A 21,339-nucleotide genomic window follows, 5' to 3' on the forward strand; every position below is an offset into this window, starting at 1 on the left:
GCCACTGCTGGGCGGTCCCATCAAGAAGAGCATTCACTCACTCTCCAGCATTTTGGGTTGTCGCCCAATTCCGGCGTTGGCAGCTTTTTGTAAGCTTTGTGGATCCAAGCCCGGAAGGTTCCGGCTGGGTACCTGCATAAATCAGGAGCAGATTGCGCCCGTCTGGAGCGCGTTGAGCAGCCCCAAGGCTGTGCAACGCTTGAAGACCAAGCGCTGAGCACTCACTTTTTGGATAAGCCCCGGATGGAGGGCCACAGCCAGACCGGTGGCAGGCCGGCCCTTATTGCAAGGTTTGCTTGCTGCCCTTGGGCAAGGCCAGGGGCAGCACTGGCACGCCCTCTTCCAGCAACTCCAAGGCCTGCTGGGGCGTGGCCTGGCCACGGATGGGTCGCTCGGGCTCTTCGCCCTTGTGCATGCGCAGGGCTTCATCGGCGAAGCGATCGCCCACGTCCTCGGTCTTTTCCACGATCTTGCGCGAGGCCTCCAGCCAAGCCGCCTGCAAGGCATGCAACTTGCGCTGGTGCTCCTGCACCGGGGCAGCCGCGTCGCGTGGCGCCGGCATAGCCGCTGCAGGCGGCTGCGCGCCCAGGTTCAGGCGCGGCGCGCTCAGGCCCTTGGTGATCTCCTGGCTGCCGCACATCGGGCACTCCAGCAAGCCACGGTCCAGCTGACTGCGGAAATCATCTTCCGAGCCAAACCAGCCTTCAAACACATGGTCCTGGGTGCAGCGCAGGTCAAACACCTTCATGGTGCAAACAAACAAAAAGAGCGGGCCAAAGAAAAAAGGCAGAGTCGCAGCCCTGCCTTGTGTGCGTAGCGCGCAGTTTAGCGGCTGCGGTGTTTGGTGAGGTAGCGCCAGACAAAGCCCGGAAAGGCCAATGTCAGAAACAGCGTGGCGGTGATGGCGTAGAACTCCCAGCCCTGGGGATAGATCTGCCCTGCACGGCGCTCCAGCAACAAGGCCAGGCCACCGACCACGAAGTACAGCAGCACCAGCTCGGCCAGGCGGCCCCACAGGGGCTTGCGGTGGGTCGCCGCCACAGGGCCGGCCACCAGCCAGCGCTCGTTCATAAAAGGCAAATTGGCGGCCACCAGGGCCGCCAAGATGATTAACCAAATGGAAGCAGTTTGAGTCACGCTTCACATTATCGGTCAGGATGCCAGGGCGCGAACCACGGCATCGGCGCACAGCGCCATCAAACCACCAGGAACAATGCCCAAGATCAAGACCAGGGCACCATTCACGGTCAGCACCGCGCGCACATCCCAGGGGGCGGACACGGTGGTGGCGGTCAAGGGTTTGTCAAAGTACATGACCTTGACCACGCGCAGGTAGTAGAAGGCGCCGATCAGCGACATGACCACGGCGAAGATGGCCAGGCCGATGTAGAAGCTGTCACCCGAAGCCACCAGTGCCTGCAGCACCGACAGCTTGGCATAGAAACCCACCAGCGGAGGGATACCGGCCATGGAGAACAGGCAGGCGGCCATGATGCCGGCGTACAGCGGGCTGCGCTGGTTCAGCCCGGCCAGGTCGGCAATTTCTTCACTTTCGAAGCCTTCACGCGACAGCAGCAGGATCACGCCGAAGGTGGCCAAGGTGGTCAGCACATAGGTCACCACGTAGAACATGGACGAACCGTAGGCATTGGCCGCACGGGCCGGATCCACTTCACCGCCGATCACGCCCGACAGCAGACCCAGCAGCACAAAGCCCATCTGCGCGATGGTCGAGTACGCCAGCATGCGCTTGAGGTTGGTCTGGGCGATGGCGGCCAGGTTACCCACGAGCAGCGAGGCAATCGCCATCACAGCCAGCATTTGCTGCCAGTCGAACGCCAGGGGCAGCATGCCATCCACCAGCAGACGGATCACCAGGGCGAAGGCCGCCAGCTTGGGTGCGCCACCGATCAGCGCGGTGATGGCCGTCGGCGCACCGTGGTAAACGTCAGGCACCCACATGTGGAAGGGCGCGGCACCCAGCTTGAACGCCAGACCGGCCACCACGAACACCAGACCGAAGACCAGCACCTGGTGCTTGAGCTCACCGGAGCTGATGGCCTTGAAGATCTCGCCGATGTCCAGCGAACCGGTCGCACCGTAGACCATGGACAGGCCATACAGCAGGAAACCCGAAGCCAGCGAACCCAGCACGAAGTACTTCATGGCCGCTTCGGTCGCGGGCATGTGGTCGCGGCGCAGGGCCACCAGGGCATAGCTGGCCAGGGTCAGCAGCTCCAGGCCCAGGTAGACCAGCAGCAGGTTGTTGGCGCTGATCATGATGAACATGCCCAGCAGCGCAAAGGTCGACAGGCTGAACAGCTCGCCGCCGCGCAGCATGTCGCGGTCTGCGGCATAAGGGCGTGCATACACCAGGGTCACCATCATCGCCACGGTGGCAAAGCACTTGAGCCAGTTGCCCATGGCGTCGGAGACCACCATGCTGCCCCAGCCGTAGAAGGTGTTGCCGCTGGCCGCGTAGTTGGCCTGCATGATGGCCACCACGGCCAGCGTCAACATGGTCAGCACATAGGTGCCGGTGCGGCGAGCGCTTTTCACGCTCAGGTCCACCAAGGTAATCACGCATCCCATGACCAGGAGCACGATCTCAGGGTAGATCGAAAGCCAGCTGATGTTGTCAATCATCTCAATCTCTCAGTTCAGTCTGGTCAGGGAAGCTTGGATTGGGCCACGTGCTGCAACAGCTGCGCCACCGAAGGATCCATCACATCTGTGAAGGGCTTGGGGTACAGGCCCATGTACAGGACTGCCACAGCCAGGATGGCCAGGATCAGGAACTCGCGGCAGTTGATGTCCTGCAGCTCCTTCACATGGTCATTGCCCACGGGGCCCAGGTACACGCGCTTGTACATCCACAGGGTGTAGGCCGCACCGAAGATCAGTGCGGTGGCAGCCAGCAGGCCCACCCAGAAGTTGAACTTCACGGCCCCCAGGATCACCATCCACTCGCCCACGAAACCTGCCGTGGCTGGCAGACCGCAGTTGGCCATAGCGAACAGCAGGGCAAAGGCCGCGAACTTGGGCATGGTGTTGACCACGCCGCCATACGCCGCGATGTCGCGCGAGTGCACACGGTCGTACAGCACGCCGATGCACAGGAACATGGCGCCCGAGACAAAGCCGTGGGCAATCATCTGCACGATACCGCCGGACACGCCCAGGTCGTTGAAGATGAAGAAGCCCAGGGTCACAAAGCCCATGTGCGCCACGGACGAATAAGCCACCAGCTTCTTCATGTCCTTTTGCACCAGGGCGACCATGCCCACGTAGACCACGGCGATCAGCGACAGCGCAATCATCAGCCAGGCCCATTCGCGCGAGGCGTCAGGAGCAATCGGCAGCGAGAAGCGCAGGAAACCGTAGGCGCCCAGCTTCAGCATGATGGCCGCCAGCACAGCAGAACCGCCAGTGGGCGCTTCCACGTGCACGTCGGGCAACCAGGTGTGTACCGGGAACATGGGCACCTTCACGGCAAACGCCGCGAAGAAGGCAAAGAACACCAGGGTCTGGGGCAAGGACCCCAGGGGCAGCTTGTGCCAGGCCTGGATGTCAAAGCTGCCACCCGAGACGTTGTACAGGTAGATGATGGCCACCAGGGTGAGCAGCGAGCCCATCAGGGTGTACAGGAAGAACTTGAACGCCGCGTAGATCTTGTTGGGGCCGCCCCAGATACCGATGATCAGGTACATAGGGATCAGGGTGGCTTCGAAGAACACGTAGAACAGCAAGCCGTCCAGGGCCGCAAACACGCCGATCATCAGGCCCGACAGCACCAGGAACGCGCCCATGTACTGGTTCACGCGCTCAGTGATGCTTTCCCACGAGGCCAGCACTACGATCACGGTGATGAAGGCCGTCAGCGGCACGAACCAGAAGGACAGACCGTCCAGGCCCAGGTGGTAGTGGATATTGAAACGCTCAATCCACAGGACCTTCTCGACGAATTGCATCTGCGCCGAAGAGGTGTCAAAACCCGTGATCAGCGGAATGGTCACCGCCAGCCCCAGCAAGGAGCCAATCAGTGCCACCCAGCGCACGCCACGCGCGCAGTTGTCGCGGCCGAAGGCCAGCAACAGGACACCAAAGACGATGGGTGTCCAGATGGAAAGACTCAACAAACCCATTTTTGTTCTTCCCTTACTTGTTGAGCCACACGAAGTACGTCATGAGCAGGAAGATGCCCAGGATCATGACCAACGCGTAGTGATAGATGTAACCCGACTGGAACCAGCGGACCACGGCAGCGATCTTGCCAACCAGCTTCCAGGAACCATTCACGACAGCACCATCAATGATGGCCTGGTCGCCCACCTTCCAGAAGGCGGTACCGAAGGCGCGCGAACCACGTGCGAAGATGTTTTCGTACACCCAGTCCACACCGTACTTGCCTTCCAGCACCTGGTACAGGCCGATCTTCTTGGACAAGGCCATGATGGCGGCAGGAATCTCTGGCTTGACCATGTAGAAGAGGTAGGACACCACCACACCGGCCAGAGCCAGCCAGAACGGAGCGGTCTGGAAGCCATGCAGCGCCATGGGCAGCCAACCATGGATCTTCTCGGCCAGCTCGGTCATCGCGGGGTGCTTGGCGGCGTCGACATAGATCACGCCCTTGAAGAAGTCGCCGAACAGCATGGGCATCAGCGCGATGGCACCGATCACCACCGAAGGAATGGCCAGCAGCACCAGCGGTGCCGTCACCACCCAAGGCGATTCGTGCGGCTTGGCATCGTGACCATGGCCGTGATCGTTATGACCATGGTGGTCATCGTGGTGGGCATCCGGATTCTGGTCGTAGCGCTCTTTACCGTGGAACACGATGAAGTACAGACGGAACGAATAGAACGCGGTGATGAACACACCGGCCAGTACGGCAAAGTTCGCAAAACCGGAGGCGGGCAGGTTCGAGGCATGCACGGCTTCGATGATCGCGTCCTTCGAGTAAAAGCCCGAGAAGAACGGCGTACCGATCAGTGCCAGGTTGCCCAACAGGAACGTGATCCAGGTGATGGGCATGTACTTGCGCACGCCACCCATCCAGCGGATGTCCTGGTTGTGGTGCATGCCCATGATCACAGAACCGGCTCCGAGGAACAGCAAGGCCTTGAAGAAGGCGTGCGTCATCAGGTGGAACGTGGCCACGGAGTAGGCCGACACACCCAGTGCAATCGTCATGTACCCCAGCTGCGAGAGCGTGGAATACGCAATCACGCGCTTGATGTCGTTCTGGATGATGCCCAGGATACCCATGAAAAGGGCCGTGATGGAACCGATCACCAAGATGAAGTTCAACGCCACATCCGACAGCTCATACAGCGGCGACATGCGCGAAACCATGAAGATACCGGCCGTCACCATGGTCGCCGCGTGAATCAGGGCGGAGATGGGGGTAGGGCCTTCCATGGAGTCTGGCAGCCAGGCGTGCAGCGGGAACTGCGCCGACTTGCCCATGGCACCGATGAACAAGCAGATGCCGATCACGGTCACCAGCAGCCAGCCTGTGCCAGGCATGGTGGCCTGTTGCAGCTCTGGCAACTTGGCAAAGATTTCGCCGTAGTTCAGCGTGCCCGTGTAGGCCGCAATCAAACCGATGCCCAGGATGAAGCCGAAGTCACCCACACGGTTGACCAAGAAGGCCTTCATGTTGGCGAAGATGGCCGATTCCTTCTTGAAGTAGAAACCGATCAGCAGGTAGGACACCAGGCCCACAGCCTCCCAGCCGAAGAACAGCTGCAGCAGGTTGTTGCTCATCACCAGCATCAGCATGGAGAAGGTGAACAGCGAGATGTAGGAGAAGAAACGGTTGTAGCCGTCGTCTTCTTCCATGTAGCCCATGGTGTAGATGTGCACCATCAGCGACACGAAGGTCACCACGCACATCATCATGGCGGTGATGGAGTCGATCAGGAAACCGACCTCCATCTTCAGACCGCCGACCACCATCCATTCATAGATGGTCTGATCAAAGCGTGCGCCCTCGGAAACCACTGCCTGGAAGGTCAGTGCCGACAGGATGAAGGAAACCAGCACGCCCAGGATGGTGAGCGAGTGGCTGACTCCGCGACCGAACTTGTTGCCACCAAATGCGGTGCCGAATATGCCCGCCAGGACAGAACCGGCCAGCGGAGCCAGCGGTACCGCCAGGAGCATGGATGCAGAAAGTGTTTGACTCATTCTTCAGAACCTTGCAAATACCGGTGCCTCAACCCTTGAGGGTGTCGAGATCTTCCGCATTGATACTGGACTTGTTACGGAACAGCAGCACCAGGATGGCCAAGCCAATCGCCGATTCCGCGGCCGCAACCGTCAGGATGAAGAACACAAACACTTGACCGTGCATGTCACCCAGGTAGTGGGAGAAGGCCACGAAGTTGGTGTTGACCGCCAAAAGCATCAGTTCGATGCACATCAGTAAGACGATCAGGTTTTTCCGGTTCAGGAAAATACCGATCACCGAGATGGCGAACAGCATCGCTCCCAGCGTCAGAAAGTGCCCTAGTGTGAGCGTCATTTTTTCTCCTCCACGGCCGTCTCACCCTCGGCAGCCGCAGCCACCGGGGCCTTGGTGGCCTCCATCTTCACCAGGCTGATGCGGTCTTGCGCACGCACTCGCACCTGGATTGCAGGGTTGATCGCTTTGTTGGTGTCCTTGCGCTTACGCATGGTCAGGGCAATCGCGGTGATCATGGCCACCAGCAGCAGGATGGCGGCAATTTCCACGGGGTACAGGTACTGGGTGTACAGCAGACGACCCAGGGCCTGGGTGTTGGAGTACGGCAGCACCTCACCCTGCTTGTTCAGCAGCTCGGCCACCGGCTTGGCCTCGTCCACAGTGCCAAAACCTGCCATCAGGACCAGGGCCATCTCCAGCGCCACCACGGCACCGACAAACGCCGCGACCGGGAAATGCTTCCAGAAGCCTTGGCGCACACGGTCGATGCGGATGTCCAGCATCATCACCACGAACATGAAGAGCACCATCACGGCGCCCAGGTAGACCACCACCAGGGCAATACCCAGGAACTCCGCCTTCAGCATCAACCAGATACCAGCGGCTTGCGAGAAGGCCAGAATCAGGTTGAGCACGGCGTGCACCGGGTTGCGCGATGTAATGACTCGGAAGGCTGCAAACAGCATCACCGCCGAGAAGAGATAGAAGAAACCAGTTTTGGCGTCCATGATTCGAATCTTTCTGGATCAGGAGCCGCTTTAGCGGTACTTGGCATCCGCTGCCTTGGCAGCAGCGATGTCGGCTTCGTAGCGATCACCCACAGCCAGCAACATGTCCTTGGTGAAGTACAGGTCGCCACGCTTTTCACCGTGGTATTCGAAAATCTGCGTTTCCACGATCGAATCGACCGGGCAGCTTTCTTCGCAGAAACCGCAGAAGATGCACTTGGTCAAATCGATGTCGTAGCGCGTGGTACGGCGCGAACCGTCATCCCGCACGTCCGACTCGATCGTGATCGCCATCGCGGGGCACACGGCCTCGCACAGCTTGCAGGCGATGCAGCGCTCTTCACCGTTGTCATAACGGCGCAATGCGTGCAGGCCACGAAAACGTGGCGACAGAGGGGTTTTTTCTTCGGGGAACTGGATGGTCACATGGGGCGAAAACGCCTTGCGACCTGTCAGGGCCATGCCCTTGAACAGCTCCACGAGCATGAAGCTCTTGAAGAAATCCTTGATAGAGAAAGGTGTAGCAGCAACAGCAGCCATTGGTGTCCCCGCTTAATTCCAAATATTCCAAGGCGAGTGCAGCCATGCACCCACGATGACCAGCCACACCAGGGTGACAGGGATGAAGATCTTCCAGCCCAGACGCATGATCTGGTCATAGCGGAAGCGCGGGAACGTGGCTCGAATCCACACAAAGCAGGTGACCACGAACGCTGTCTTGGCCGCCAGCCAGATCCAGCCGGGAATGAAGCCCAGGGCTTCCACTGGAGGCAACCAGCCACCGAAGAACATGATCACGGCCAGGATCGAGACAAGCCACATGCTGGCGTATTCCGCCAGGAAGAAGATCGCAAAGCCCATGCCTGAGTACTCGACCATGTGGCCGGCCACGATTTCCGACTCACCTTCCACCACGTCAAACGGCGCGCGGTTGGTTTCTGCGACACCCGAGATCAGGTAGACCAGGAAGATCGGCAGCAGGGGCAACCAGTTCCAGGACAGGAAGCTCAGGCCCATGTCGGCAAACTGACCTTGGCCCTGGCTGAGCACCACTTGCGTCAGGTTCATGCTACCGGTGACCATGATGACCACCAGGAAGCAGAAGCCCATGGCGATTTCGTAGCTCACCATCTGTGCCGAAGCACGCAGCGCGCCCAGGAAGGCGTACTTGGAGTTGGAGGCCCAGCCTGCAATGATCACGCCATAGACTTCGATCGAAGTGATCGCCATGATCAGCAAGATGCCGGCATTGACGTTGGCCAGGGCGACTTCAGGTCCGAAAGGCACCGCCACCCACGCAGCCAAGGCGGGCATGATGGCCATCACGGGACCGACGTAGAACAGCCCCTTGGATGCCACCGTGGGCATGATCAGTTCCTTGGTCAACAGCTTCAGGCCGTCGGCCATCGGCTGCAGCAAGCCCCAAGGCCCCACACGGTTGGGACCTGGACGGACCTGGATCCACCCCAGGAATTTGCGCTCCCACAGGGTCAGGTAGGCCACCGCAATCATCAGCGGTGCCACGATGGCGATGATGCCGAGCAAAATCCAGATGACAGGCCATACTGCATCAGTCCACCACGCTGCCTCGATCAGGCCTGCGCCTGCCGTCTTGAGTGCGTCAATCATGCAGCACCTCCCTCACGTGCCTGGCGCGCATCGGCTGTCAGTTGCAGCGACGTCGCGCGGCGGACAATGCTGTCCAGTTGATAGATGCTTGCCACAGCCGGCTCAGTGACCGCACCGCCAAACACTTGCGCAGCCGCTTGGGTCGCATTGCTCAGCGCCTGGGCTGGCACTTCGCTGGTGGCCGCGCCAATCGCGGTGGCCAGTACGTCCTGCGAGGATTCGTAATCCACGCCTTCGACACCCAACAGATTGGCCAAGACACGCAGCACCTTCCAGGCGGGGCGGGTTTCGGCCAAAGGCTTCACCACGGCGTGGAAGCTTTGCACACGGCCCTCGGCGTTCACGAAGGTGCCCGAGGTTTCGGTGAACGGTGCAATCGGCAGCAACACGTCGCTGACGTCCAGGTTGGCCTTGAACGGGCTCAAGGTCACCACCATTTCCGACTTGTTCAGGCCTTGCAGAGCTTGCTGGCCAGCGGCCGTGTCGAATGCAGGCTCGGTGTTCAGCAGGATCGCGGCCTTCAGGCCACCTGCCACCATTTGTGCCGCATTCAGACCATTGGACTGAGGTTGTGCCTTCACCCACTGCGCACCCACGGTGTTGGCAGCCTCAGTCAGGTAACCCACGGTGGCACCGGTTTGCTCCGCGATCCAGTTGGCCAGGGCCAGCAATTCGGCGGCTTGTGCATGGTGCGCGGCAGCGTTGCCCAGCAACACGGCCTTGCGCTCACCCGCCAACAGGGCCTGGGCAATCGCCTGGGCTTCTGCGTTGGCCTGTGCTGCCACGGGTGCTTGCACGCCCTTGGCCTGTGCCACGGCTGCGGCCACATCGGCCAGAGCCTGTGCCCAGTCTTGCGCAGCCACCACCGATGCGCTGACGGGCATGGCCCAGTCGTACACCTGTGCATTCAGCGCAAACACCTGCCCACCCTTCTTGGCAGCCTGGCGAATGCGTTGTGCGAACAAGGGGTGGTCCTTACGCAGGTTAGAACCCACGACCAGCACAGCTTGCAGCTCGGACAACGCCGCAATCGATATGCCCAGCCAACGCACGCCTTCGGCAGCGTTGAACTGTGCATGGCGCAGACGCCAGTCGATATTGTCGCTACCGATGCCACGCAGCAACTGGCCTGTCAGGAACAGCTCTTCGAGTGTGCTGTGGGGGCTCACCAAGGCGCCAATGCTTTGTGCACCGTGCTGTTCCTTGATTTGCTTCAGGCCGTTGGCCACGTATTCCAACGCGGTTTGCCAGTCGACCGTCTTCCATGCACCGCCCTGCTTGATCATGGGCTGTGTCAGGCGTTCGTCGCTGTTCAGGGCTTCGTAAGAGAAGCGATCGCGGTCGGCAATCCAGCACTCGTTGATGGCTTCGTTCTCGAAGGGCACGACGCGCATCACCTTGTGGTTCTTCACCTGGACGATCAGATTGGCACCGGTGGAGTCATGTGGCGACACCGACTTGCGTCGCGACAGTTCCCAGGTACGGGCGCTGTAGCGGAAGGGCTTGCTGGTCAACGCACCCACAGGGCACAGATCGATCATGTTGCCCGACAGCTCGGAGTCCACGGTATCGCCCACCACGGTGGTGATCTCCGAGTGCTCGCCGCGGTTGACCATGCCCAGCTCCATGACGCCGGCCACTTCCTGACCAAAACGCACGCAGCGGGTGCAGTGGATGCAGCGGCTCATCTCTTCCATCGAGATCAGGGGACCCACATCCTTGTGAGCCACCACGCGCTTTTCTTCTTCGTAGCGCGAACCGGTACCGCCATAGCCGACCGCCAAATCCTGCAGCTGGCACTCACCGCCTTGGTCGCAGATGGGGCAATCCAAGGGGTGGTTGATCAGCAGGAACTCCATGACCGACTGCTGGGCCTTGATGGCCTTGTCGCTCTTGGTGCGCACAATCATGCCTTGCGTGACCGGGGTCGCGCAGGCCGGCAGGGGTTTGGGGGCCTTTTCCACTTCCACCAAACACATGCGGCAGTTGGCAGCAATGGAAAGTTTCTTGTGGTAGCAAAAGTGCGGAATGTAGGTGCCTGCTCGCTCGGCCGCATGCATGACCATGCTGCCAGGAGCAACCTCCACCTTCTTGCCGTCTAGTTCAATTTCAACCATATGTCTCTCGCCTCTCGCGATCAGGCAGCTGTAGAGCCCGACTTCGCAGCCGCGGCAATCTTGGCTTCAAACTCGTGGCGGAAATGCTTGATCATGGCGCGTACGGGCATGGCAGCCGCGTCGCCCAGCGCACAAATCGTGCGGCCCATGATGTTCACGGATACGGAGTCCAGCAGTTCAATGTCTTCGGGACGGCCTTCACCCTCCTGAATACGCTTGACCACGCGCCACAACCAACCTGTGCCTTCGCGGCACGGTGTGCACTGGCCACAGGACTCGTGCTGATAGAAGTACGACAGGCGCAGCAGGCTTTCCACCATGTCACGCGAATCGTCCATCACGATCACAGCGCCCGACCCCAGCATGGAACCTGCCTTGGAGATGGAGTCGTAGTCCATCGTGCATTCCATGATGATGTCCGCCGGCAGCACGGGCGAAGACGAACCACCAGGGATCACCGCCTTGAGCTTGCGACCTGTGCGCACGCCACCAGCCAGCTCGAGCAGCTTGCTGAAAGGTGTGCCCATGGGCACTTCGTAGTTACCGGGCAGATTCACATCGCCGCTGACCGAGAAAATCTTGGTGCCACCGTTGTTGGGCTTGCCGCATTCCAAGTAGGCATTCCCACCGTTGCGGATGATCCAGGGCACCGCGGCAAATGTCTCGGTGTTGTTGATCGTGGTGGGCTTGCCATACAGGCCGAAGCTGGCGGGGAATGGTGGCTTGAAGCGGGGCTGCCCCTTCTTGCCTTCCAGCGATTCCAGCAACGCCGTTTCTTCGCCACAGATGTAAGCGCCAAAACCATGGTGACCATGCAGCTGGAAGCTGAAGTTCGAACCCATGATGTTGTCGCCCAGGAAACCTGCGGCGCGCGCTTCTTCCAGCGCCGCTTCAAAGCGTTCGTAGGCCTGAAAAATTTCACCGTGAATGTAGTTGTAGCCCACGTTGATGCCCATCGCATAGGCTGCAATCGCCATGCCTTCGATCACGATGTGGGGGTTGTGCATCAGGATTTCGCGGTCCTTGCACGTGCCTGGCTCACCCTCATCCGAGTTGCAGACCAGGTATTTCTGGCCTGGGAACTGGCGGGGCATGAAGCTCCACTTCAGACCCGAGGGGAAGCCTGCACCACCACGACCGCGCAGTGCTGACTCCTTGACCGTGGCAATCACCTCGTCCTGGGTCAGGCCCGGGCCGCCATCTTGGCCCAGGATCTTACGCAGGGCCTGGTAGCCACCACGGGCTTCGTAATCTTTGAGGGTCCAGTTCTTGCCGTTCAAATCCTTGTAGATCTGGGGCTCGATGTGGCGACCGTGAAAGCAGGTTTCGTTGCCCGACGCGGCAAATTTGGCCAGCACATCGTTGGCGGCAGGGTTGTTCAAGATGGTCGTCATGCCTTGCCCTCCGCTGCACGCAGTCCGTCCACCAACTCGTCCAACTTCTCATTGCTCATGAAGCTGCACATGCAACGGTCGTTCACCAACATCACCGGGGCATCGGCGCAAGCGCCCAGGCACTCCGACTGCTGCAGAGTGAACATGCCGTCCGGCGTGGTCTCACCCATCTTGATACCCAACTTAGCTTCCAGATGGTGCAATGCCTTGTAGCCATCGCGCAGTTGGCAGGGCAAGTTGGTGCACACGTTCAACTTGTACTTGCCCACGGGCTTTTGGTTGTACATGTTGTAGAAGGTCGTGACTTCATGCACGGCAATCTGCGGCATGTCCAGCACTTCGGCAATGACTGCCTCGCTCTCAGGCGTGACCCAGCCCAGCTCTTGCTGGGCAATCGACAGGCAGGCCATCACTGCGGACTGCTTTTGGTCGGCTGGGTACTTGGCCACTTCACGCGCAAAGCGCGCTTTGGTCGCTTCAGTAATCATCGGTCAATCTCTCCGAACACGATATCCATGGTGCCGATCACGGCCACCACGTCGGACAGCATGTGGCCACTAACCACTTCGTCCATCATCGCCAAGTGGGCGAAGCCGGGGGCACGAATCTTCAGGCGATAAGGCTTGTTCGCGCCATCGCTCACCAGGTAGATACCAAACTCCCCCTTGGGGTGCTCCACCGCCGCATAGGCTTCGCCTTCAGGCACCTTGAAGCCTTCGGTGAACAGCTTGAAATGGTGAATCAGCGACTCCATGTTGGACTTCATGTCCTCACGGGCCGGCGGCGCCACCTTGTGGTTCTCGGTAATGACCGGACCTGGGTTGGCACGCAGCCACTTCACACACTGCTTGATCAGCTCGTTCGACTGGCGCATTTCTGCAACGCGCACCAGGTAACGGTCGTAGCAATCGCCGGTCTTGCCCACTGGGACATCAAAGTCCAGCTCACCATAGACTTCGTACGGCTGTTTTTTGCGCAGATCCCAGGCAATCCCGGATCCACGCAGCATTGGACCGGTAAAGCCCATGTTCAGCGCACGCTCTGGAGTCACCACGCCAATGCCCACCATGCGCTGCTTCCAGATGCGGTTTTCGGTGAGCAGGTATTCATACTCATCCACACACTTGGGGAAGCGGTTGGTGAAGTCTTCGATGAAGTCCAGCAACGAGCCTTGGCGGTTGGCATTCAGCTTCTCAATGCCCTTGGCATTGCGCACTTTGCTGGCCTTGAACTGGGGCATGGTATCGGGCAGATCGCGATAGACACCTCCAGGACGGAAGTAGGCGGCGTGCATGCGGGCGCCAGATACGGCCTCGTACATGTCGAACAGGTCTTCACGCTCGCGGAAGGTCCACATCAGCACGGTGGATGCACCGCAATCCATGCCGTTGGAGCCCAGCCACATCAGGTGGTTCAGCAGACGCGTGATCTCACTGAACATCACACGGATATACTGCGCGCGCTTGGGCACCTCAATGCCCAGCAGCTTTTCGATCGCCAGGCAGTAGGCGTGCTCGTTGCACATCATGGACACGTAGTCCAGTCGGTCCATGTAGGGCAGCGACTGGATGTAGGTCTTGTGCTCGGCCAGCTTTTCAGTGGCACGGTGCAGCAGACCCACGTGCGGATCGGCACGCTGGACCACTTCACCGTCCAGCTCCAACACCAAGCGCAGCACACCGTGCGCGGCAGGGTGCTGGGGTCCGAAGTTGATGGAATAGTTTTTGATTTCAGCCATGGTTGTCAACCAGCAGACGCAATGCGTCTGTCAGTGCAGTCCTCCGTAGTTCTCCTCACGGATGATGCGCGGCGTGATCTCACGTGGCTCAATCGTGACAGGTTGATAGACCACGCGGCGTTGCTCGGTGTCATAGGTCATCTCCACGTGACCGGACAGCGGGAAATCCTTGCGGAAGGGGTGACCGATAAAGCCATAGTCGGTCAGGATGCGACGCAGGTCGGTGTGGCCTTCGAAGACGATGCCATACAGGTCAAACGCTTCACGCTCGTACCAATTGGCACTGCTCCACAGCTCGCACACAGAGGCCATCATCGGGAAGTCATCGTCTGCGCACAGGGCACGCACGCGCACACGCTGGTTCAGGCTGACCGACAACAGGTGCGACACCACAACAAAACGCGCACCTTCCACACCGGTTTCCTGGTAGGTCGAATAGTCAACACCGCACAGGTCGATCAGTTGCTCAAACTGACAACCGGGTGTGTCGCGCAGCTTGCGCATGACATCCAAGTAGTGCACGGCAGCGACTTCAACCGTCACCTCGCTATGCTTGACGGTGACATTGCGCGCCTGGTCTCCCAATGCGGTTGCCACCAGATCCCGAAGTGCTTCGGGCTGAATTGCAAATGCGGACATCCTCTCGGCTCCTTAAACGCGGGCGATGGTGTTCGTGCGGCGGATTTTCTGCTGCAGCTGGATGATGCCGTAGATCAGCGCTTCGGCCGTGGGCGGACAGCCAGGCACGTAGACATCCACAGGAACAATCCGGTCACAGCCACGCACCACCGAATAGCTGTAGTGGTAATAGCCACCACCATTGGCGCACGACCCCATCGACAGCACCCAGCGGGGCTCCGACATCTGGTCATACACCTTGCGCAGCGCGGGGGCCATCTTGTTGCACAGCGTTCCCGCCACAATCATCAGGTCCGACTGGCGCGGCGAGGGGCGGAACACTTCCGCGCCAAAACGTGCCAAGTCGTAGCGCGCGGCCGCAGCGTGCATCATCTCCACGGCGCAGCAAGCCAGACCAAATGTCATCGGCCAGATAGAACCGGTCTTGGCCCAGTTCACCACGGCGTCATAGCTCGTGGTGACGAAGCCTTCCTTCATCACGCCTTCAATCATCGTGCTTCCTTTTTTGAGGATTACGTAGTGCTTATTCCCAATCCAGGGCGCCCTTTTTCCATTCGTAGGCAAAACCCACTACAAGGACGGTCAGGAAGATGAGAACAGCAACGAAACCAGTCATGCCCACGTCTTGCAGCGCAACGGCCCAAGGCAACAGGAATGCGATTTCCAGGTCAAACAGGATGAAGAGAATGGCGATCAGGTAGAAGCGCACATCAAACTTCATGCGTGCATCTTCAAAGGCCTCAAAACCGCACTCATAGGGAGAGTTTTTGGCTGCATCCGGGCGATTGGGCCCCAGAACATAGCCAAGAGCGAGAGGGACGACTCCCACTGCGATGCCCACCATAATGAAAAGCAGGACGGGGAGATATTGATCGAGGTTCATGTGAGGTCGCGTTTTCCGCTTGTTGACCTTGCCCTCGACCACTGCCTGATCATGGGCAGGCTGTATTTATGATGGTGCCGTCGGCGAGACTCGAACTCGCACAGCTTTCGCCACTACCCCCTCAAGATAGCGTGTCTACCAATTTCACCACGACGGCTTGTAAGTCTCAACTGCTTGGCTCGCATGAGGAGCCCCCTCTAACTGGGCTATCGCTTGCCAAGCAATCCTCGGATTTTAGCCCGAAAAATGCTGTAACACAGCATTCATCAGACGTTTGATCCAATTATTTGGCGGGAATCTGATCCACACCCTGGACAGGTGCTGTAGGCACGGTGCTGTCGACAGCAGGGGCTGCTGGCGCCGTCACGGCCGCGGGCACACTCTCCAACACACTCCCCGTGCTGGCAGGACGGGCATTGCCCAGGTACGCCAGCGCCAGAGTCGCCACAAAGAACACCGTGGCCAGCACCGCGGTGCTGCGCGACAGGAAGTTGGCACTCCCGCTGGCACCAAACAGGCTACCCGAAGTTCCGCTGCCAAAGGCCGCCCCCATGTCCGCACCCTTGCCGTGCTGGATCAAGATCAGGCCAATCATGGCCAGGGCCGACAACATCTGCACAGCCAAAATCAATGTCGCAAATGCGCTCATTCCCACTCCTCAGTTAAATACCTTCAGCCAACCCATCAGTGGGCCGCCGCAACGATCTGCAAAAAGTCTGCCGCCTTGAGCGATGCACCACCCACCAGACCACCATCAATGTCCGCCTGCGCCAGCAACTGCGCCGCATTCGCGGCATTCATGCTGCCACCGTAGAGCAGCGGCACACGGTCGGCGTGTTCAGTCGCGGCTGCCAGCTGCGCACGCAACACGGCATGCACAGCCTGCGCCTGCTCAGGCGAAGCGGTCTTGCCCGTACCAATGGCCCACACCGGCTCGTAAGCCACCACCAGCTCACTCACGCAATGCCCGACCTGGTGGATCACCGCCGCCAATTGGCGCTTGACCACCTGCTCGGTATGACCGGCTTCACGCTCTTCCAGGGTCTCACCCACGCAGACGATGGGCGTAATGCCCTTGGCCAGCGCAGCCTGCGCCTTGGCCGCAACGACAGCATCGGTCTCGGCGTGGTACTGGCGGCGCTCGGAATGTCCCACCAGGGCATAACGCACGCCGAAATCCTGCAACATCGCAGCCGACACCTCGCCGGTGTAGGCACCCTTGTCGTGCTGGGACACATCCTGCGCAGCCAGCGCCACACCGGATCCCTGCACCAGTGCCTGCACCTGGGCCAGGTAGGCAGCCGGCACAGCCACGCCCACACCGCAGTTCAGCGGGGCTGGCAACCCCTGGACCAGCGCCGACACCAAGTCGGCATTGGCCGACAGGCTGCCATTCATCTTCCAGTTGCCAACAATCAGTTTCTTCTTCATGGGGTCACAACATCATCAAGATGGAATTGATCACTGCCTTGAAAAGCCTTGCACCACTGCAACTTGACACAAAAAGGATTTAAGCCAAAAACGACTTAAATCCTTATGCAGCAAGCGCAAGCAGCTCACTTCTCAATAGCAGCACCATGACCTGACGAACCAGTCCGACAGGTCATGGCACTTGCCATAAAGCCGAGGCTTTATTGCTGCTGCTGTTGTTGCTGCTGCTCGGCACCGGTCTGCTCGCCGCGGGGAGCACGTGGCTCGCGGGGAGCACGGGGTTCACGCGACTGGCGCTCTGCAGGGGCAGGACGCTCGCCACGCTGCTCACCGGCAGGGCGGTCCAGCAGCGCCTTCATCGACAGCTTGACGCGACCCTTGTCGTCGGTCTCCAGCACCTTGACCTTAACCACTTGGCCTTCTTGCAGGTAGTCGGTGACCTTCTCCACGCGTTCGTGCGCGATCTGGCTGATGTGCAGCAGACCATCCTTGCCGGGCAGCAGGTTCACCAGCGCGCCGAATTCCAGGATCTTGACGATGGGGCCTTCGTAGACCTTGCCGATTTCCACTTCGGCCGTGATCTCTTCGATGCGCTTCTTCGCCGCTTCGGCCTTGTCGCCATCGGTGGCGGCAATCGTGATGGTGCCGTCTTCCTCGATGTTGATCTGGGTGCCAGTTTCTTCGGTCAGCGCACGAATGGTGGCACCGCCCTTGCCGATCACGTCACGGATCTTCTCGGGGTTGATCTTCATGGTGAACAGCTTGGGCGCGAAGGACGACACTTCGGTCTTGGCTTCGCCCATGGCTTCCTGCATCTTGCCCAGGATGTGCATGCGCGCTTCCTTGGCCTGGGCCAGGGCCACTTGCATGATTTCCTTGGTGATGCCCTGGATCTTGATGTCCATCTGCAGGGCCGTGATACCGGCGGTCGTGCCAGCCACCTTGAAGTCCATGTCACCCAGGTGATCTTCGTCACCCAGAATGTCGGTCAGCACGGCGAAACGGTTGTCTTCCTTGATCAGCCCCATGGCGATACCGGCCACGTGCGCCTTCATGGGCACGCCGGCGTCCATCATCGACAGGCAGCCACCGCACACCGAGGCCATCGACGAAGAGCCGTTGGATTCGGTAATTTCCGACACCACGCGGATGGTGTAGGGGAATTCTTCCTTGGTGGGCAGGCAAGCGGCCAAGGCGCGCTTGGCCAGACGGCCGTGGCCGATTTCGCGACGCTTGGTCGAACCCATGCGACCCACTTCGCCGGTGGCAAAGGGAGGCATGTTGTAGTGGAACAGGAAGGTGTCTTCGAACTCACCGGCCAGTGCGTCGATGCGCTGTGCATCACGCTCGGTACCCAGCGTGGTCACCACCAGCGCCTGGGTTTCACCGCGCGTGAACAGGGCGGAACCGTGGGTGCGAGGCAGCACGGAGTTGCGGATTTCGATGGGGCGCACGGTACGGGTGTCGCGACCGTCGATGCGGGGCTCGCCGGCCAGGATCTGGCTGCGCACGATGCGGGCTTCGATGTCGAACAGCATGCCTTCGACCTTGACGCCGTCAAACTCCACGCCCTGGGCTGTCAGGCCAGCCTTCACCGCTGCATACGCTTCGCGGCAGGCCTGGGTGCGCACTTGCTTGTTGCGCTGCTGGTAGGCGGCGCGCAGGGCAGCTTCGCCCAGCTCGGCCACCTTGGCGATCAGGGCTTCGTCCTTGGCAGGCGCAGTCCAGTCCCACACGGGCTTGCCACCTTCGCGCACCAGCTCATGGATGGCGTCGATGGCGATCTTGCCCTGCTCGTGGCCGAACACCACGGCGCCCAGCATCACTTCTTCAGGCAGTTGCTGCGCTTCAGATTCCACCATCAGCACAGCCGCTTCGGTACCGGCAACCACCAGGTCCATCAGCGAATTCTTGCGCTGGGTCTGGCCGGGGTTCAGCACGTATTCGCCATTGATGTAACCCACACGGGCGGCGCCGATGGGGCCGTTGAACGGGATGCCCGAGACCGACAGGGCGGCGGACACAGCAATCATGGCGGCAATGTCGGCATCCACTTCGGGGTTCAACGAGATGGTGTGGATCACCACATGCACATCGTTGTAGAAACCTTCGGGGAACAGGGGGCGGATGGGACGGTCGATCAGACGGCTGGTCAGGGTCTCCAGCTCGGAAGGCTTGGCTTCGCGCTTGAAGAAGCTGCCGGGGATCTTGCCGGCCGCGTAGGTCTTCTCGATGTAGTCGACGGTCAGGGGGAAGAAGTCCTGGCCGGCCTTGGCCTGCTTGGAACCCACCACGGTGGCCAGCACCACGGTGTCGTCGATGTTCACCAGCACCGCACCGGAAGCCTGGCGGGCGATTTCACCGGTTTCCATGGTGACCGTGTGCTGGCCCCATTGGAAAGTCTTGGTCACTTTGTTGAACATGGTCATGTATGTACTCCTATTGAAATAGCTGGATGCGCTCATCCAGCAATGACTTGGAGGCTAAACAGAACACGATGCCATTCCACAAGCGCGCTTACAGCTATAAAAACTCAAGCACTCAGCCACAAACACGGTGGTGGAATGACACAGCTTCGCTCTGTCTCAGCAAACTCCAAAGTAAAAAACGCCTGAGCTAGGCCATCTAACTCAGGCGTTTCGATCTTGCACTGTGCTTACTTACGCAGGCCCAGCTTGGCGATCAAGGCGGTGTAGCGGTCCGCATCCTTGGACTTCAGGTAGTCCAGCAGCTTGCGACGACGGCTCACCATGCGCAGCAGACCGCGACGACCGTGGTGGTCCTTGGCGTTGGCCTTGAAGTGGGGAGTCAGTTCGTTGATGCGAGCTGTCAGCAGTGCAACTTGCACTTCTGGGCTACCGGTGTCGTTTTCGGAACGAGCGTTGGCCTTAACAACTTCAGCCTTTTTGGAGGCAGCGATCATTTTGATTTCCTTGTCTACGGCGCCCCTTGCGAGCCGCCTTGGTTACTTGCGCCGCGGGCTGGAAGGGCCTGTGGCGTGCGTCTTGCACCATGCAAAACCCAGACATTGTAGCCGATCGCGCAATTCCGCCTCAAACCCCAGCTCCGCTCCAGGCTGTCCGCCTCCGCACCGAACCGTCCACTCCGCCGCCCAGACAGGCCGCTCATCCCTGTCGACATATCCACCAGTCTGCCAAGCGCCCTCTTCGGCCACGGAGCGATTTAGCTTAGCGGCATGCCTACAGCTTCACAGTTGCCCGTCCTACCCCTGAGACGCCGCCATCGGCGCGGACTCACACTGATCGAGCTTTTGATCACTATCTCCATACTGGCGGTGCTCTTAGGCTTAGCAGCCCCCAGCTTTACGCCATTGCTGGAGCGCTGGCGTGTAGCGCAGGCCGTTGAGAGCCTGAAATCCGCATTGATGCTAGCGCGATCTGAAGCCATCAAACACGGCGGCAACGTTTACTTAGAGAAGCTTCCGCCAACTACGGCGGGGTGCATCACAGACAACACCAACCAGAATTGGGATTGCGGCTGGGTGGTGTTTCTGGACGCCAACGGCAACAAACGCTGGAACGCAGGCGAAGAAATTCAAAGCTACACCACACCGCCCAACATCACGGTGACCCGAAGTAAATCTGGCGTCACCATCAGCGCAGACCGCTGGGGAATGATGGATGGAGCCAATCTGGTGGGATTCACGATTGCACCACACCCGCAAGGCATTTCCTCGCCCGCAACCAAAGGCCTTTGCATGGCGTCGGGCGGACGAATACGAGTGGTCAACCAGGAAGACGTTCCATGCAACAACTAATCCCACACCACGCACATCGCCAGCAAGGCATCACGCTGTTGGAATCCCTGATTGCCATCCTGGTCAGCGCGCTAGGAATTCTTGGCATCCTGGGCGTACAGATGCGTACCCTGTCGGACACCCAGACCAGCGTACGCCGTGGTCAGGCGATACGACTGATTGAAGACCTCGGCGAGCGTATGCGGGTCAACCCCAACGCACTGATCAGCATCAACAGTTACATCTCCGGCTATACACCACCGGAAGCCAACGAAAGCAAAGTCACAGTCAGTTGCCAGAGCAGCGCCTGTACGCCTTTACAACAAGCCGAGCACGACTTGCAACAATGGAAGACTGCAGTCCAGCAAAACCTCCCGACAGGCCAGTCCAGCATCTTTCTGGCTCCCGGTGAAACCGTGGATGCCAACCGCCGCCAAGTGGGCGTGATGATTGCATGGCGGGAGAACGAACGAGCAGACACCAAAACCGACGCCATTGACGCCAGCCAAGTGCGCAACAGCGATGGCAGTTTCAGCGCAGGCACGGCGTTG

At 59.8% G+C, this 21,339-nt stretch carries 22 protein-coding genes and 1 tRNA gene; 2 read left to right on the plus strand and 21 right to left on the minus strand.

Annotated features, from left to right (window positions below):
* Positions 1 to 280: 280 nt before the first annotated feature.
* From CA2_RS14395 to rpsO, 21 genes are all read right to left on the minus strand, one after another.
* Positions 281 to 748: a DUF1178 family protein gene (locus CA2_RS14395; protein WP_042418752.1), complete on the minus strand. Its 468-nt coding sequence runs from the start codon at positions 746 to 748 to the stop codon at positions 281 to 283.
* Positions 749 to 825: 77 nt separating this feature from the next.
* On the minus strand, positions 826 to 1,137 hold the full coding sequence (locus CA2_RS14400) for a DUF2818 family protein (RefSeq protein WP_042418754.1): 312 nt from the start codon (positions 1,135 to 1,137) through the stop codon (positions 826 to 828).
* Between the two features lie 15 nt (positions 1,138 to 1,152).
* Positions 1,153 to 2,646, minus strand: a complete 1,494-nt coding sequence (gene nuoN / locus CA2_RS14405) for an NADH-quinone oxidoreductase subunit NuoN (protein ID WP_042418756.1) — start codon at positions 2,644 to 2,646, stop codon at positions 1,153 to 1,155.
* Positions 2,647 to 2,669: 23 nt separating this feature from the next.
* The gene (locus CA2_RS14410; protein ID WP_042418758.1) at positions 2,670 to 4,145 is read right to left on the minus strand and encodes an NADH-quinone oxidoreductase subunit M; all 1,476 of its coding nucleotides are present in this window, start codon (positions 4,143 to 4,145) and stop codon (positions 2,670 to 2,672) included.
* Positions 4,146 to 4,158: 13 nt separating this feature from the next.
* Complete coding sequence (gene nuoL / locus CA2_RS14415; protein ID WP_174435620.1) at positions 4,159 to 6,195, minus strand: NADH-quinone oxidoreductase subunit L; 2,037 nt, start codon at positions 6,193 to 6,195, stop codon at positions 4,159 to 4,161.
* A gap of 28 nt (positions 6,196 to 6,223) precedes the next feature.
* Positions 6,224 to 6,532 carry an NADH-quinone oxidoreductase subunit NuoK gene (gene nuoK / locus CA2_RS14420; RefSeq protein WP_042418761.1) on the minus strand — a complete coding sequence of 103 codons (309 nt, stop codon included), beginning with the start codon at positions 6,530 to 6,532 and terminating at the stop codon, positions 6,224 to 6,226.
* Positions 6,529 to 7,200: an NADH-quinone oxidoreductase subunit J gene (locus CA2_RS14425; RefSeq protein WP_042418763.1), complete on the minus strand. Its 672-nt coding sequence runs from the start codon at positions 7,198 to 7,200 to the stop codon at positions 6,529 to 6,531. The genes nuoK and CA2_RS14425 overlap by 4 nt, the downstream gene beginning before the upstream one ends.
* Positions 7,201 to 7,230: 30 nt before the next feature.
* Complete coding sequence (nuoI, locus tag CA2_RS14430) at positions 7,231 to 7,740, minus strand: NADH-quinone oxidoreductase subunit NuoI (protein ID WP_042418767.1); 510 nt, start codon at positions 7,738 to 7,740, stop codon at positions 7,231 to 7,233.
* A 12-nt stretch (positions 7,741 to 7,752) separates the two neighbouring features.
* Positions 7,753 to 8,829: an NADH-quinone oxidoreductase subunit NuoH gene (nuoH, locus tag CA2_RS14435; protein WP_042418771.1), complete on the minus strand. Its 1,077-nt coding sequence runs from the start codon at positions 8,827 to 8,829 to the stop codon at positions 7,753 to 7,755.
* Complete coding sequence (gene nuoG / locus CA2_RS14440; RefSeq protein ID WP_042418775.1) at positions 8,826 to 10,946, minus strand: NADH-quinone oxidoreductase subunit NuoG; 2,121 nt, start codon at positions 10,944 to 10,946, stop codon at positions 8,826 to 8,828. Before nuoG ends, nuoH begins: the two co-directional genes overlap by 4 nt.
* A gap of 20 nt (positions 10,947 to 10,966) precedes the next feature.
* Complete coding sequence (nuoF, locus tag CA2_RS14445; protein WP_042418780.1) at positions 10,967 to 12,340, minus strand: NADH-quinone oxidoreductase subunit NuoF; 1,374 nt, start codon at positions 12,338 to 12,340, stop codon at positions 10,967 to 10,969.
* On the minus strand, positions 12,337 to 12,828 hold the full coding sequence (nuoE, locus tag CA2_RS14450) for an NADH-quinone oxidoreductase subunit NuoE (protein ID WP_042418782.1): 492 nt from the start codon (positions 12,826 to 12,828) through the stop codon (positions 12,337 to 12,339). Before nuoE ends, nuoF begins: the two co-directional genes overlap by 4 nt.
* A complete protein-coding gene (locus tag CA2_RS14455) occupies positions 12,825 to 14,078 on the minus strand; it encodes an NADH-quinone oxidoreductase subunit D (RefSeq protein ID WP_042418784.1) in 1,254 nt (417 codons plus the stop codon). The genes nuoE and CA2_RS14455 overlap by 4 nt, the downstream gene beginning before the upstream one ends.
* A gap of 30 nt (positions 14,079 to 14,108) precedes the next feature.
* Positions 14,109 to 14,717: an NADH-quinone oxidoreductase subunit C gene (locus CA2_RS14460; RefSeq protein ID WP_042418788.1), complete on the minus strand. Its 609-nt coding sequence runs from the start codon at positions 14,715 to 14,717 to the stop codon at positions 14,109 to 14,111.
* A gap of 12 nt (positions 14,718 to 14,729) precedes the next feature.
* The gene (locus CA2_RS14465) at positions 14,730 to 15,209 is read right to left on the minus strand and encodes a NuoB/complex I 20 kDa subunit family protein (protein WP_042418791.1); all 480 of its coding nucleotides are present in this window, start codon (positions 15,207 to 15,209) and stop codon (positions 14,730 to 14,732) included.
* 31 nt (positions 15,210 to 15,240) lie between these two features.
* Positions 15,241 to 15,600 (minus strand): NADH-quinone oxidoreductase subunit A, encoded by a 360-nt coding sequence (locus CA2_RS14470; protein WP_042418811.1) that lies wholly within the window; start codon positions 15,598 to 15,600, stop codon positions 15,241 to 15,243.
* Between the two features lie 72 nt (positions 15,601 to 15,672).
* Positions 15,673 to 15,757, minus strand: a tRNA-Leu gene (locus tag CA2_RS14475).
* Between the two features lie 126 nt (positions 15,758 to 15,883).
* Positions 15,884 to 16,249: a preprotein translocase subunit SecG gene (gene secG / locus CA2_RS14480; protein WP_042418794.1), complete on the minus strand. Its 366-nt coding sequence runs from the start codon at positions 16,247 to 16,249 to the stop codon at positions 15,884 to 15,886.
* 35 nt (positions 16,250 to 16,284) lie between these two features.
* A complete protein-coding gene (gene tpiA, locus CA2_RS14485; RefSeq protein WP_042418796.1) occupies positions 16,285 to 17,031 on the minus strand; it encodes a triose-phosphate isomerase in 747 nt (248 codons plus the stop codon).
* 200 nt (positions 17,032 to 17,231) lie between these two features.
* Positions 17,232 to 19,460: a polyribonucleotide nucleotidyltransferase gene (gene pnp / locus CA2_RS14490; RefSeq protein ID WP_042418798.1), complete on the minus strand. Its 2,229-nt coding sequence runs from the start codon at positions 19,458 to 19,460 to the stop codon at positions 17,232 to 17,234.
* Between the two features lie 227 nt (positions 19,461 to 19,687).
* On the minus strand, positions 19,688 to 19,954 hold the full coding sequence (rpsO, locus tag CA2_RS14495) for a 30S ribosomal protein S15 (protein ID WP_042418801.1): 267 nt from the start codon (positions 19,952 to 19,954) through the stop codon (positions 19,688 to 19,690).
* A gap of 273 nt (positions 19,955 to 20,227) precedes the next feature.
* Between rpsO and CA2_RS17680 the strand changes: the two genes are divergently transcribed.
* A complete protein-coding gene (locus tag CA2_RS17680) occupies positions 20,228 to 20,809 on the plus strand; it encodes a GspH/FimT family pseudopilin (RefSeq protein WP_081889024.1) in 582 nt (193 codons plus the stop codon).
* A partial coding sequence (pilV, locus tag CA2_RS17685; protein WP_042418814.1) for a type IV pilus modification protein PilV occupies positions 20,797 to 21,339 on the plus strand: 543 nt, incomplete at its 3' end. The genes CA2_RS17680 and pilV, both read left to right, overlap by 13 nt.

Origin of the sequence: Comamonas aquatica NBRC 14918 (assembly GCF_000739875.1) — a bacterium.
GTDB lineage: Bacteria > Pseudomonadota > Gammaproteobacteria > Burkholderiales > Burkholderiaceae_C > Comamonas > Comamonas aquatica.

What these genes read in the sequence shown, in the direction of transcription:
- CA2_RS14395 (WP_042418752.1), bottom strand. Translation starts at nt 748, where the DNA reads ATGAAGGTGTTTGACCTGCGCTGCACCCAGGACCATGTGTTTGAAGGC.
- rpsO (WP_042418801.1), bottom strand. Translation starts at nt 19,954, where the DNA reads ATGATCGCTGCCTCCAAAAAGGCTGAAGTTGTTAAGGCCAACGCTCGT.
- nuoH (WP_042418771.1), bottom strand. Translation starts at nt 8,829, where the DNA reads ATGATTGACGCACTCAAGACGGCAGGCGCAGGCCTGATCGAGGCAGCG.
- CA2_RS14465 (WP_042418791.1), bottom strand. Translation starts at nt 15,209, where the DNA reads ATGATTGAAGGCGTGATGAAGGAAGGCTTCGTCACCACGAGCTATGAC.
- pnp (WP_042418798.1), bottom strand. Translation starts at nt 19,460, where the DNA reads ATGACCATGTTCAACAAAGTGACCAAGACTTTCCAATGGGGCCAGCAC.
- secG (WP_042418794.1), bottom strand. Translation starts at nt 16,249, where the DNA reads ATGAGCGCATTTGCGACATTGATTTTGGCTGTGCAGATGTTGTCGGCC.
- nuoG (WP_042418775.1), bottom strand. Translation starts at nt 10,946, where the DNA reads ATGGTTGAAATTGAACTAGACGGCAAGAAGGTGGAGGTTGCTCCTGGC.
- CA2_RS14455 (WP_042418784.1), bottom strand. Translation starts at nt 14,078, where the DNA reads ATGGCTGAAATCAAAAACTATTCCATCAACTTCGGACCCCAGCACCCT.
- CA2_RS14410 (WP_042418758.1), bottom strand. Translation starts at nt 4,145, where the DNA reads ATGGGTTTGTTGAGTCTTTCCATCTGGACACCCATCGTCTTTGGTGTC.
- CA2_RS17680 (WP_081889024.1), top strand. Translation starts at nt 20,228, where the DNA reads ATGCCTACAGCTTCACAGTTGCCCGTCCTACCCCTGAGACGCCGCCAT.
- nuoN (WP_042418756.1), bottom strand. Translation starts at nt 2,646, where the DNA reads ATGATTGACAACATCAGCTGGCTTTCGATCTACCCTGAGATCGTGCTC.
- CA2_RS14470 (WP_042418811.1), bottom strand. Translation starts at nt 15,600, where the DNA reads ATGAACCTCGATCAATATCTCCCCGTCCTGCTTTTCATTATGGTGGGC.
- tpiA (WP_042418796.1), bottom strand. Translation starts at nt 17,031, where the DNA reads ATGAAGAAGAAACTGATTGTTGGCAACTGGAAGATGAATGGCAGCCTG.
- CA2_RS14460 (WP_042418788.1), bottom strand. Translation starts at nt 14,717, where the DNA reads ATGTCCGCATTTGCAATTCAGCCCGAAGCACTTCGGGATCTGGTGGCA.
- nuoK (WP_042418761.1), bottom strand. Translation starts at nt 6,532, where the DNA reads ATGACGCTCACACTAGGGCACTTTCTGACGCTGGGAGCGATGCTGTTC.
- nuoL (WP_174435620.1), bottom strand. Translation starts at nt 6,195, where the DNA reads ATGAGTCAAACACTTTCTGCATCCATGCTCCTGGCGGTACCGCTGGCT.
- nuoF (WP_042418780.1), bottom strand. Translation starts at nt 12,340, where the DNA reads ATGACGACCATCTTGAACAACCCTGCCGCCAACGATGTGCTGGCCAAA.
- CA2_RS14425 (WP_042418763.1), bottom strand. Translation starts at nt 7,200, where the DNA reads ATGGACGCCAAAACTGGTTTCTTCTATCTCTTCTCGGCGGTGATGCTG.
- nuoI (WP_042418767.1), bottom strand. Translation starts at nt 7,740, where the DNA reads ATGGCTGCTGTTGCTGCTACACCTTTCTCTATCAAGGATTTCTTCAAG.
- nuoE (WP_042418782.1), bottom strand. Translation starts at nt 12,828, where the DNA reads ATGATTACTGAAGCGACCAAAGCGCGCTTTGCGCGTGAAGTGGCCAAG.